This is a genomic window from Streptomyces sp. CHD11 (genome assembly GCF_018638295.1).
GTDB lineage: Bacteria > Actinomycetota > Actinomycetes > Streptomycetales > Streptomycetaceae > Streptomyces.
The window spans coordinates 74,189-85,957 of the sequence record NZ_JABTTS010000027.1 but is presented as its reverse complement, the minus strand read 5'-3'; the positions used below and the strand labels follow the sequence as shown (position 1 = coordinate 85,957).

General features: G+C 74.2%; 8 protein-coding genes. 4 read left to right on the top strand and 4 right to left on the bottom strand.

The genetic code is table 11. The features are described from left to right. The first annotated feature begins 358 nt into the window (after positions 1-358). Positions 359-1,189: an alpha/beta fold hydrolase gene (locus HTV45_RS24365; protein ID WP_215208000.1), complete on the top strand. Its 831-nt coding sequence runs from the start codon at positions 359-361 to the stop codon at positions 1,187-1,189. A 433-nt stretch (positions 1,190-1,622) separates the two neighbouring features. Beyond that, entirely contained in the window at positions 1,623-2,885 is a 1,263-nt protein-coding gene (locus HTV45_RS24360) for a GNAT family N-acetyltransferase (RefSeq protein WP_215207999.1), read from the top strand. Between the two features lie 111 nt (positions 2,886-2,996). Here the strand turns inward: HTV45_RS24360 and HTV45_RS24355 are convergent, their stop codons facing one another. Beyond that, on the bottom strand, positions 2,997-4,187 hold the full coding sequence (locus HTV45_RS24355) for a PLP-dependent aspartate aminotransferase family protein (protein ID WP_215207998.1): 1,191 nt from the start codon (positions 4,185-4,187) through the stop codon (positions 2,997-2,999). 59 nt (positions 4,188-4,246) lie between these two features. On the opposite strand from HTV45_RS24355, the gene HTV45_RS24350 reads away from it, so the two are divergent. Together HTV45_RS24350 and HTV45_RS24345 are read left to right on the top strand one after the other, a co-directional pair. Next, positions 4,247-4,738 carry an Lrp/AsnC family transcriptional regulator gene (locus HTV45_RS24350; protein WP_215207997.1) on the top strand — a complete coding sequence of 164 codons (492 nt, stop codon included), beginning with the start codon at positions 4,247-4,249 and terminating at the stop codon, positions 4,736-4,738. Between the two features lie 32 nt (positions 4,739-4,770). Beyond that, positions 4,771-6,459, top strand: a complete 1,689-nt coding sequence (locus HTV45_RS24345; RefSeq protein ID WP_215207996.1) for a DUF885 domain-containing protein — start codon at positions 4,771-4,773, stop codon at positions 6,457-6,459. A 6-nt stretch (positions 6,460-6,465) separates the two neighbouring features. On the opposite strand, the gene HTV45_RS24340 is transcribed toward HTV45_RS24345, so the two are convergent. The 3 genes from HTV45_RS24340 to HTV45_RS24330 form a co-directional block, all read right to left on the bottom strand. Beyond that, positions 6,466-7,311 carry an SDR family oxidoreductase gene (locus tag HTV45_RS24340; protein WP_215207995.1) on the bottom strand — a complete coding sequence of 282 codons (846 nt, stop codon included), beginning with the start codon at positions 7,309-7,311 and terminating at the stop codon, positions 6,466-6,468. Positions 7,312-7,543: 232 nt separating this feature from the next. After that, entirely contained in the window at positions 7,544-10,540 is a 2,997-nt protein-coding gene (locus tag HTV45_RS24335; protein WP_215207994.1) for an AAA family ATPase, read from the bottom strand. Next, a complete protein-coding gene (locus HTV45_RS24330) occupies positions 10,537-11,703 on the bottom strand; it encodes an exonuclease SbcCD subunit D (protein ID WP_215207993.1) in 1,167 nt (388 codons plus the stop codon). The genes HTV45_RS24335 and HTV45_RS24330 overlap by 4 nt, the downstream gene beginning before the upstream one ends. Positions 11,704-11,769 lie beyond the last annotated feature (66 nt).

Here is an 11,769-nt window from a genome sequence, read left to right as displayed (position 1 = left end):
TCCTCCACGATCGCCGTGTCCGGCGGCGTTTTAGCGCCCTTGTTTATTAAAGGTTGTTTCACTTCTCAGCGACCATAAGGCGGCCCTCACCCTTGGTCAATACCAATGGGCGCGGCGGCGCAGGCCCGGCGGGACGAGGGACCCGGCGCGCAGGGGGCTGCTGCACCACGGCGGGGAGCGGGCGCAGCTTGCCGGGGTTGCGGATGACGCGGACCGCCTGGACCCGGCCGCGTCCCGGGTGGTGCCGGGCATCACCCGGGAGCGGGAGCGGGGCTACCCGTCGGTAGCAATTGCTGACAAGCTGTCTACGGCGTCAGGCGGCGTCACTCGCCGCGAGTCCCAGACGAGGAGAACTCTCATGTCCGCGACCGTCTCCTTCAAGGTCACCTCTCCCCTCGGACCGGTGCCCGTGGCCCTCTCCCACGCGCGCGTGGGCCGCGGTGAACCACTGCTCCTGCTGCACGGCATCGGTCATCACCGCCAGGCCTGGGACCCGGTGGTGGACATCCTCGCGACCGAACGCGAGGTGATCACGGTGGACCTGCCCGGATTCGGCGCCTCCCCCTCGCTGCCCGACGGTCTCACCCACGACCTGCCCACCATGAACGCCGCCCTCGGCGCCCTCTGCGAGGCGCTGGACCTGGACCGGCCGCATGTGGCCGGCAACTCGCTCGGCGGTCTGCTGGCCCTCGGCCTCGGCCGCGAGCGGCTCGTACGGTCCGTCACCGCCCTGTCCCCGGCGGGCTTCTGGACCCCGGCGGAGCGGCGGTACGCGTTCACCGTGCTGCTCGGCATGCGCCGGGCCGCGGAGCTCATGCCGCTTCCCCTGGTCGAGCGTCTCGCCCGTTCCGCGGCCGGCCGGGCGGCACTGACCAGCACCATCTACGCCCGCCCCGGGCGCCGTTCACCGGAGGCCGTGGTCGCCGAGACACTCGCGCTCGCCGGGGCCACCGGGTTCACCGAGACCCTTCGCGCGGGCGCCACCGTACGGTTCACCGACGACGTGCCCGGCATTCCCGTGACCGTCGCCTGGGGCACCCGGGACCGGTTGCTCATTCCCCGGCAGGGTGTCCGCGCGAAGCGGATCATCCCCCGCGCGCGACTGGTCCGGCTGCCGGGCTGCGGCCACGTTCCCATGAACGACGACCCGGCGCTGGTGGCCCGCGTCCTCCTCGACGGCAGCCGCTGAACGTGCGGCCCGGGGGCGCGATCGCGGGCGGCGTGGAAGGTGATCGCCGCCGGCGTGCCGATCGGTCCGTCGCACCGGACGCGACCGGGGGCAGGGAGCGGCGGTCGCGGAGCCGCCGCGGTGTGTGAAACGCCGCCGGATCACCGGCACCGTGTGGCTGACGGCGCCAGGCGCACCCACCCGGCGCGGGACTACCGGACCGACGGACCGCGTCCGGTGACTTCGAGCCGTTCCGGGAGTCCGCCGGGCGGGTGGGGGTGAAGGCGCCGAGCTCTCCCACGTCTCCACCGGGCTGTTCACGAAGACACTGCAGCCGTACCTCGTCGGTCAGTTGTGCAGCACATCGGACAGAAGTACGGCCTTTACCCTTCAGTCACAGCATGTTCGTGATCACGAAACACGATTCCTTCACAGTGCCTGTATGAGTCGTGACATGTCTGAAGTGAAGTACACCCGGCACGGCGGCCCCGCGCAGTCCGGCCGGAACCCGGCCGGACCCGCCGCGCGGTGCACCGCCGCGTTCCACGCGTGGTGGGCACGCCGCCACGGCCACGCGCCTCCGGCGCACGATACCGGCGACGCCCCACCGTCCTCCGCCGCGCGCGGGGAGAGCGTGCTGTGGCGGATGCGGACCACGGTGAAGGACGAGCCGGGTGCCCTGGCCGCACTGTGCACGGCCCTGGCCGAGCGTCAGGTCGACATCCTGAGCCTGCAGACGCACCCGCTGGGCGAGGACATCGTGGACGAGTTCCTGCTGCGCGCGCCGGCGGGCACGGACCTGACCACCGCGGTGACGCTCGCCGGGGGCAGGGACATCTGGACCGAACGGGCCGACGCCCACGATCTGGTGGACGCCCCGACCCGGGTGCTGTCACTGGCCGCCCGCACCGCCTCGGACGCCGCCGAACTGCCCCTGGCACTGCGCCAGCTGCTGGGGCGGTGCACGATCCGCTCACGGCCCGCCGCCCCGGCCTCCGGCGAAACCGCGGCCGGGGCCGTACCGGCGGAGGGGAGCCTGGACGACACCGTCATCCGGCTGCGTGACCCCGAGGGCGGTGTGCTCACCGTGGAGCGGCCGTATCTGCCCTTCACGCCCACCGAGTTCGCCCGCGCCCGCGCGCTGGTGGAGCTGGACGCCCGGCTCGGCCCGCGGATGCCGCGCGGCCGTGATCTGCTCACACTGCCGGAGGGCGGTGACCTCTCCGTGCGCCGGGCGGACACCGGTGATCTGGCAGCCGCGCGGGCGATGCACGAGCGGTGCTCCCCCGAGACCCTGCGCAGGCGGTACCACGGGCCGGTCGGTGACGCCGACCGTTACCTGAACCACCTGCTCAGCCCGCGCTTCGGGCGGACGCTCACCGCACAGACCGCCTCGGGACGGATCGTCGCCCTCGGTCATCTGCTGTGGGACGGTGACGAGACCGAGGTCGCGCTGATCGTGGAGGACGCCTGGCAGCGCCGGGGCATCGGCGGGGAACTCCTCACACGGCTGGTGTCCATGGCGGCCGAGGCGGGCTGCGCCCAGGTGTACGCCGTGACGCAGGCGGCCAACACCGGCATGGTGGCCGCGATGCGCGGCCTGGGCCTGCCGCTCGACTACCAGATCGAGGAGGGCACCCTTGTGATCACCGCCCGCCTGGACGCCGTACCGGCCGGCCGGGTACGGGGGTCCGGTGAGCGGATCGGCCGGCCGTAGGGCCCGTCCGGGCCCCGCGGGCGACGGCCCGGACCCGGTGGCAGGCGCACCCAGCGCGCGGGAACGGGACACGGCCCGGCGCTCGCCGGGCCGTTCCCCGCGTCCGGTGTCTCAGCCCCGGGCCAGCGCCCGGGTGCGGTCGGGCGTCGTCCCGGTCCGCTCCCCCAGGGCCGCGTCCAGATCGGCCCACAGGTCCTCGATGTCCTCCAGACCGACCGAGAGGCGCAGCAGCCGGTCGCTGACCCCGGCGTCCCTGCGGTCGTCGGCGTCGACGATGCGGTGGCTGATGGACGCCGGGTGCTGGATGAGGGAGTCCACGCTGCCGAGGCTCACCGCGGGGGTGATCAGCCGTACGCCGGCGATCACCTCGTGCGGGTCGCCGTTCACCTCGAAGGCGACCATCGCCCCGCCGATGGCCGGGTAGTGCACCCGGCTCACGCGCGGGTCGTCGGCGAGCCGGGCGGCAAGCTCCGCCGCGGACGCGGACGCGGCCCGCACCCGGACCGGCAGCGTCGACAGGCCCCGCAGCAGCAGATAGCCGGCCAGCGGATGCAGCACGCCGCCGGTGGCGAACCGCACCTGGCGCAACCGCCCCGCGAACTCCTCGTCGCAGGCCACCACACCCGCCAGCACGTCCCCGTGACCGCCGAGGTACTTCGTCGCGCTGTGCAGCACCAGTCGCGCCCCCTGCTCGGCCGGGCGCTGCAGGACCGGGGTGGCGAAGGTGTTGTCGACCAGCAGCGGCACGGAGCCGCACGCGTGGGCGACGGCCGGCAGATCGACCTCGGCGAGCGTGGGGTTGGCCGGGGACTCCACCAGCACCAGACCGGTGTCCGGACGCAGCGCGTCGGCGACCCCGGCCGGGTCGGTCCAGGTCACCTCGGAGCCGAGCAGCCCGGCGGTCAGCAGATGGTCGCTGCACCCGTACAGCGGCCGAACGGCGACGACATGGCGCAGCCCCATCGAGCCGCGGACCATCAGGACGGCGCTGAGCGCGGCCATGCCACTGGCGAAGGCGACCGCCGACTCGGTGCCCTCCAGCCGGGCCAGCGCGGTCTCGAAACGGGCGACGGTCGGGTTGCCGAGCCGCCCGTAGACGGGCGGCCCGTCCGGTTCGGCGCCGGTGGTGGCGAAGGCGTCGATACGGGCGGCCTCGGCGCGGCTGTCGTACGAGGGATAGGTGGTGGACAGGTCGATCGGCGGGGCGTGCAGTCCGAGTCCGGCGAGATCGTCCCGGCCGGCGTGCACGGCCTCGGTGGCGAGTGCTCTGGTGGTGCGTCGCGTGTCCATGCCCATGTCCATGGAAGCAGGGTGAACACCGAACGGGTCTGTGGTGGCGGTTGCCGTGCTACGTTCGGCCGATGGCCGAATCTGTCGTACTGGATCCGGTGGACCTTCATCTGCTGCGGCTGTTGCAGAACGACGCCCGGGCGACGTACCGGGATCTCGCCGCGCAGGTCGGGGTCGCACCGTCGACCTGTCTGGACCGGGTGACCCGGCTGCGCCGCTCCGGTGTGATCCTCGGGCACCGGCTGAAACTGGACCCCGCCAGGCTGGGGCGGGGTCTGCAGGCACTGCTGTCGGTACAGGTCAGACCGCACCGGCGAGAGCTGGTGGGCCCCTTCGTGGAGCGGATCCGGGTCCTGCCGGAGTCGCTGACCGTGTTCCATCTGACCGGCCCGGACGACTACCTGGTGCATGTGGCGGTCGCGGACATGGCGGATCTGCAGCGGCTGGTACTCGACGAGTTCACCTCACAGCGCGAGGTGGCGCGGGTGGAGACCCGGCTGATCTTCCAGCAGTGGGACTGCGGCCCGATGCTGCCGCCCTCTCCCTCCGCACAATCCGGGTGACGCGCGGCGGGCCGCGTACCAGGATGGTCCGCATGTCACAGACCAACAGCTCCCTCCCCCGTCAGGTCGCCGACGCCTACGTCGACCAGCTCATCGCCCTCGACCCGATCACCGGCACGTATCTCGGAGTGAAGGAGAGTTCCTCCCTGCTGCCCGACCTCTCGCCGGCCGGGCAGGAAGCGGCCGCCGAGCTGATCCGGGCCACGCTGGGACGGCTCGGCGAGGCCGAGCGGCAGCCCGGCGCGGACAGCGACGCCGAACGCCGCTGTGCCCGTCTGCTGCGCGAGCGGCTCACCGCGGAACTGGCCGTGCACGAGGCCGGCGAAGGTCTGCGCGCGGTGGGCAACCTGGGCACCGTCGCCCACTCGGTGCGCGAGGTGTTCACCGTGACGCCGGCGGGGACGGAGGAGGAATGGTCGGCGATCGCCGGGCGGCTGCGCGCGGTCCCGGCGGCCCTGGCCGGCTACCGGGAGTCCCTGGCACTCGGCCTGGAGCGCAAGCTGTACGCGGCTCCGCGCCCGACGCGGACGTTCGTCGGGCAGCTCTCCGAGTGGGCGGACACGGGCCAGGGCCGCGGCTGGTTCGAGGACTTCGCCGCCGGGGGACCGGACACGCTGCGCGCGGAGCTGGACGAGGGCGCCGGCGCGGCGACCGCGGCCGTCGTCGGGCTGCGGGACTGGATGCGCGATGTGTACGCGCCTGCCGTGGAGGACGCGCCGAACACGGTGGGCCGGGAGCGCTACGCCCGCTGGTCCCGGTACTACAACGGCACCGACCTTGACCTGGACGAGGCGTACGCGTACGGCTGGTCCGAGTACCACCGCCTGCTCGGCGAGATGAGGAAGGAGGCGGAGAAGATCCTTCCCGGCGCGCGGACGCCGTGGGTGGCCCTGGAACACCTGGACGAGCACGGACGCCACATCGAGGGCGTCGACGAGGTCCGCGCGTGGCTCCAGGGCGTGATGGACCGGGCCGTCGAGGCCCTGGACGGCACCCACTTCGACCTCGCCGACCGGGTACGGAAGGTGGAGTCCCGGATCGCCCCGCCCGGCAGTGCGGCGGCGCCGTACTACACACCCCCGTCGGAGGACTTCTCGCGGCCCGGATGCACCTGGCTGCCCACCATGGGACTGACCCGCTTCCCGGTCTACGACCTGGTCTCGACCTGGTACCACGAGGGTGTCCCCGGCCATCACCTCCAGCTCGCGCAGTGGGTGCACGTCGCCGGGAACCTCTCGCGCTACCAGGCCTCGGTGGGCATGGTCAGCGCCAACGCCGAGGGCTGGGCGCTGTACGCGGAGCGGCTGATGGACGAACTCGGCTTCCTCACCGACGCGGAGGAGCGACTGGGCTACCTGGACGCGCAGATGATGCGGGCGACCCGGGTCATCGTCGACATCGGTATGCACCTGGAGCTGGAGATCCCGGCGGACTCGCCGTTCCACCCGGGTGAGCGCTGGACGCCGGAACTGGCCGAGGAGTTCTTCGGGTCGCACAGCAGCCGGCCGGCGGACTTCGTGGAGAGCGAGCTGACCCGCTATCTGACGATCCCGGGCCAGGCCATCGGCTACAAGCTCGGCGAGCGGGCGTGGCTGCTGGGCCGGGCCAACGCCCGCGAGCGGCACGGCGACGCCTTCGACCTCAAGGCCTGGCACATGGCCGCGCTGTCCCAGGGCTCGCTGGGCCTGGACGACCTGGTGGACGAACTGTCGGCGCTGTGAGCCGGGTCAGCGCCGGAATCCGCCCTCGGAGTCGATGACCTGACCGGTGATCCAGTCCGCCTCGTCCGTGGCCAGCCACGCGATGAGGCGGGCCGGGTCGTCGGGCATGCCCCAGCGTCCCGCGGGGAAGAGCGCGGCGACGGCGTCGTACTCCTCGCCGGTCAGGTAATCGGTGTCCACCGGGCCGGGGTTGACGGTGTTCACGGTGACCGCGTGCTCGGCCAGACCGGTCGCCAGGGAGCGCGTGACGGAGGCCAGGGCGCCCTTCTGGAGGGCGTAGGCGATCTCGCCCGGCATCCCGCCGGCGATGTCCTGCCCGGAGGTCATCATCATCACCCGCCCGCCCGGGGTGCGGGCCGGCAGGGCGGCGCGGTGCCGGGCGTGGGCCTGGACGAGCAGCAGCACCGAGCGGGCGTCGACGGCCCAGTGCGCGTCGAGCATGGCGGCGTCGATCGTGTCGAGGTCCCCGTCGGAGCCGCTGAGGGCGTGGTTGGCGACGAGGATGTCGAGACGGCCGCCGAGCGCCTCCGCCGCGCGGGCGTGCAGTGCGGCGGGTGCTTCGGGTGCGGACAGGTCACCGGGTCCGGAGAGCACCCGCGCGCCGGGGTCGCCGAGGGCCTCGCGCACGGAGGCGGTCACGTCCTCGGGGCGGTCGGCGCCCCAGGGCATGGCGGCGTCGTGCGGCACATGGTGGTGCAGGTAGACACTGGCCCCGTAGGCGGCGAGCCGCCGCGCGACGGCGTGGCCGATGCCGCCGCGTCTGCTGGCCCCGGTGACCAGCGCGGTCCGGCCGCGCAGGGGCAGGGGGTCACGGCGGAGCGATTCGGGGGCGGGGTGCGGAAACCTGGGCATGATCGCCCATCATGGGTCACCCAGGGGGCCGGCGCACGCGAATATCCCCGCCCGGGCCGGTACTCCGCCGCCCGGCCCGCCCCACGCCCCGGTTCTGCGTGTCATCGCCGCGTCCGGCGGGTCGGCTCCCTTCCCGGACGGAGGGGCCCGGCATCCCGCATCCCCGGCCGTCGGTGCCCACGGGTGACCGGGTGAGCCGGTGAGCCGGTGAGCCGGTGAGCCGGTGAGCCGCCTACCCGTTCCCGCGCTGCCGCAGCCGCGAACCGGAGCGGTCCTTCACGACCTCCAGCTGGGCGTGTATCCGCCGCCGCAGATCGGCGACGTGGCTGACGATGCCGACGCTGCGGTCGCGTTCGCGCAGGGAGTCCAGGACGTCCAGGACCTCGTCGAGGGTCTGGTCGTCGAGACTGCCGAAGCCCTCGTCGATGAAGAGGGTGTCCAGCCGGACCCCGCCCGCCTCGTCGGTGACGACGTCCGCGAGACCGAGCGCGAGGGCGAGGGACGCGAAGAAGGTCTCGCCGCCCGAGAGGGTCGCGGTGTCGCGCTCCCGTCCGGTCCAGGCGTCGACGACGTGCAGTCCGAGGCCACTGCGGCCGCGGCCGGTGCGGTCGTCGGAGTGGACGAGGGTGTAGCGGCCGGACGACATGCGGTGCAGCCGTACGGTCGCGGCGGCGGCCACCTGTTCGAGCCGGGCGGCGAGGACGTACGACTCCAGGCGCATCCGGCGTTCGTTGTCCGCCGAGGTGCCGGCGGCGAGACCGGCCATGCGGGCCACGCGGTCGTACTCCTCGCGCAGCGGCCCCAGCCGGCGCACCGAGGCGGTGGCCCGCTCGGAGAGCCGGTCGAGTTCGGTGCAGCGCCGGACGGCGGCGTCACGTGCGGAGGCCGCCTCGCGTACCCTGCGGCCCGCGTCGTCGGCGGTTCGCTGAGCGGTGGCGAGGTCGGCGGGCGGCTGCTGCGCGGCGGCCGCCGTCTCCGGTTCGGCGAGGACCGCGCGTACGGCGGCCTCCTCGTGCTGCCAGGCGTCCAGGCTGCGCTGGAGTTCACGGTGCTCCGCGTCGTCCAGGAGGGCGTCGGCCGCGGCCTGCGGGGTGTCGAAGCCCGCGCGGAAGGCGGCGTCGGCGAGCCGTGCGTCGGCCTTCTTGAGGCGCTGGGCCGTTTCCCCGGCGGCCCTGGCCGCGTCGGCGGCGGCCGCGAGCCGCGCCGCGCTCTCCTCCAGCTGTGCGGCGCGCGCGGCGACGCTGCCGGCCTCGCCCCGCGCCTGGACCAGCTCCGCCTCCAGGGCCGCGCGTTCCTGCTCCATGCGCTCGCGGTGGCCCACGCGGGAGCCGGCCCGGACGGCCGCCTCGTGCTGGGCGGTGATCCGCAGTCCGTGCTCGTGCTCCGCCCCGCGCAGCCGCTCCTGCACGGCGTGCAGCCCGGCGGCGGCGTCCCGCTCCCGGGTGTACTGCCGCTCCAGATCCTCCACCGCGCGGGCGAGTTCCCCGGTGGGGGTGTCCCCGGCTTCGGCACTCGCTGCGGCCAGCGCCTCCCGTACGGGGCCGAGCCTCCGCTCGGCGTCGGCGTGCCGCTGGTCGGCCCGCTGGGAGTCGGCCAGGGCTCGCTCCTCCGTCTCGCGGTCGACGTGTCCGTCGACCTTGCGGGCGGGGGCCGGGTGTTCGGTGGCGCCGCAGACCGCGCAGGGTTCGCCGCCGGCGAGTCCGGCGGCCAGTTCCGCGGCGATGCCGTTCAGCCGCTGTTCCTTCAGGTCGAGCCAGCGCCGGCGGGCGGTGAGCGCCTGCTCGTGGGCGGTACGGACCTCGCCGGCGGCCGCCTCCGTCTCCCCGGCGAGCCGATCGCGCGCCCGCGCGGCGTTCAGCCGCCGGAGCGCGGGATCGCGCCGCGCGGCGAGTTCACCGGCCCTGGTCGCCGCCTCCTGCGCGGACGCGATGCCCGCCTGGAGGGCGGCGCGGGTCTGCACCCAGCCGGCCAGCCAGGTCTCCGCTTCCTGGAGCGTCTCCTCGTCGGCGCGTTCCTGGCGCTCCAGACCGGCGCGCTCGTCGTGGAGTTCCGTCAGCCGCCGCTCCGCGCGGCGGGCCGACTCCAGTCCGCCCAGTTCCTCGGCGGCCCGCCGGGCGGCGGCCGCGAGGCCGGCCGCTCCCGCGTCCGCCAGGGAGGCCGGGAGGGCCGCACGCGCGTCCGTCTCCCCGGCGGCCGCGCGCCGGTGCTCGGTCTCGGCGGAGTCCCGTAGCTCCAGGGCGGGGGCGACGGTCTCCGCCTTGCGGGCGCGCTCCATACGGGCCTGGGTCTCCCGGTGGGCGCCGGCCCGCTCCTCGAGCCGTACCGCCCGCTCCCGCGCCTTGGCGAACCGGCGTTGCAGCCGGTCCCGTTCGCGTATGACATCCAGGGAGCGGTCGGCGGCGTCCAGGGCGGACTCGGCGGCGTCCAGGCGGCAGCGGGCGGCGGTGAGCTGCTCCCGGGCGGTGCTGCGGGCGACGGCCGCCGCACCCAGTACGGCATCGGCCAGCCCCGGTTCACCGGGCGCCAGTTCGGGCAGCTCCATGGTGCCGTCCGCGGCCTGCTGCATCCGGTGGGCGTCGGCCAGCAGCTCGGCGTCGCCGTCGCGCACCCTGGACTCGGCCGCCCGCCGGCGCTCGGCGAGGCGCTTCTCCACGTCGGCGAAGCGGCGGGTGTCGAAGAGCCGGCCCAGCAGCTTGCCGCGGGCTTCGGCGTCGGCGCGCAGGAAGCGCGCGAAGTCCCCCTGGGGCAGCAGCACGACCTGGCAGAACTGCTCCCGGCTCATGCCGAGGAGCTGGGTGATCTCCTCACCGATCTCCTGGTGCGAGCGGCTGAGATCCTTCCAGGTGGCCGCGGCGGCGTCGCGTTCGCGCAGCCAGGTCTGGGCCTTGTCCACCGTGGTGCCCGCGCGGCGGCCCTTCTTGGCACGCTCCCAGGGCGGCTGCCGGGTGATCTCCAGCCGCCGGCCGGCCACGGTGAGCTCGAGGGTGACCTCCGTACGCGTGCCCGGGGCGGCGTGATCGCTGCGCAGCGCCATGCCCTGGCCGCTCTGCCGGCCCCCGGGGACGGAGCCGTACAGCGCGTAGCAGACGGCGTCCAGGACGGAGGTCTTGCCGGCGCCGGTGGGACCGTGCAGCAGGAAGAGGCCCGCGGCGGACAGCTCGCCGAAGTCGACGCTCTGCGTGCCCCCGAAGGGCCCGAAGGCCGTGATGTCCAGCCGGTGCAGCCTCATCGCGCCACCTCCCGTACCGTCTCGTCCGCGCGGACCGCGTCGAAGGCGTCCCGCAGGACGGTCCGTTCGTGCGCGTCGGGTCCGGCGCCGCCGCGGACGTGGGTGACGAAGTCCTCGGCGATCTGCTGGTCGTCGCGGCCGGCGAGGCGGCGGGCGTAGGAGATGCCGGGGTCGCCGGCGGCGCGGGCCGGGTCGAAGACGAGGCTGAGGGTGTGCGGGAAGCGCTCGGTGAGCCGGGCCATCGGGTCGGCGGGGCGGACCGGGTCGGTGAGCGTGGCCTCGATCCACGCCTCCTGGTGCCGGGCCAGCGCGGGGTCGGCGAGCAGGTCCTCCAGGGTGCCGCGGATCCGGGCCAGCGCGCGGGGCACGGGGCAGTCGACGCGCTCGGCGGTGACGGTTCCGTCGGCGGCCAGGTCGACCAGCCACATGGTTTTGCGGTGGGCGGTCTCGGAGAAGGAGTACGGCAGCGGGGAACCGGAGTAGCGCACGCGGTCGGTCAGGGTCTGGCAGCCGTGCAGGTGGCCGAGCGCCACGTAGTCCACTCCGTCGAACACTCCGGCGGGTACGGAGGCCACTCCGCCGACGGTGATGTCCCGCTCGCTGTCGCTGGGTTCGCCGCCGGTGACGAAGGCGTGGGCGAGGACGACGGAGCGGGTGCCGGGGGCACGGCCGGCCAGGTCGGCGCGGACGCGGTCCATGGCGGCGGCGAGCACGGCCTCGTGCCCGGCCCGCTCCACCGCGAACTCATCGCGTACCAGGGCGGGTTCGAGGTAGGGAAGTCCGTAGAAGGCGATGTCCCCGTGGGCGTCGGACAGCAGCACCGGAGTGCCGCACGCGGACGGTTCGGTCCGCAGATGGATGCCGGCCCGGCCCATGAGTCCGGCACCGACGCCGAGACGGCGGGCCGAGTCGTGGTTCCCGGAGATCATCACCGTCGGCACACCGAGACCGGCGAGACGGTGCAGGGCGTCGTCGAACAGTTCGACCGCGGCGAGCGGCGGCACCGCGCGGTCGTACACGTCCCCCGACACGACCACCGCGTCCACGTCGCGCTCACGCACGGTGGTGACGAGGTGGCGGATGAACTCGGCCTGGGCACCGAGCATGCCGACCCGGTGGAAGGACCGGCCGAGGTGCCAGTCGGACGTGTGCAGCAGTCTCATGATTCCCGCAGCGTATCCGCCGGGTCCGACAGCACGGGCGGTTACTCCCGTATCACCCCGTCATGA

What these genes read in the sequence shown, in the direction of transcription:
- HTV45_RS24365 (WP_215208000.1), top strand. Translation starts at nt 359, where the DNA reads ATGTCCGCGACCGTCTCCTTCAAGGTCACCTCTCCCCTCGGACCGGTG.
- HTV45_RS24345 (WP_215207996.1), top strand. Translation starts at nt 4,771, where the DNA reads ATGTCACAGACCAACAGCTCCCTCCCCCGTCAGGTCGCCGACGCCTAC.
- HTV45_RS24360 (WP_215207999.1), top strand. Translation starts at nt 1,623, where the DNA reads ATGTCTGAAGTGAAGTACACCCGGCACGGCGGCCCCGCGCAGTCCGGC.
- HTV45_RS24335 (WP_215207994.1), bottom strand. Translation starts at nt 10,540, where the DNA reads ATGAGGCTGCACCGGCTGGACATCACGGCCTTCGGGCCCTTCGGGGGC.
- HTV45_RS24340 (WP_215207995.1), bottom strand. Translation starts at nt 7,311, where the DNA reads ATGCCCAGGTTTCCGCACCCCGCCCCCGAATCGCTCCGCCGTGACCCC.
- HTV45_RS24330 (WP_215207993.1), bottom strand. Translation starts at nt 11,703, where the DNA reads ATGAGACTGCTGCACACGTCCGACTGGCACCTCGGCCGGTCCTTCCAC.
- HTV45_RS24350 (WP_215207997.1), top strand. Translation starts at nt 4,247, where the DNA reads ATGGCCGAATCTGTCGTACTGGATCCGGTGGACCTTCATCTGCTGCGG.
- HTV45_RS24355 (WP_215207998.1), bottom strand. Translation starts at nt 4,187, where the DNA reads ATGGACATGGGCATGGACACGCGACGCACCACCAGAGCACTCGCCACC.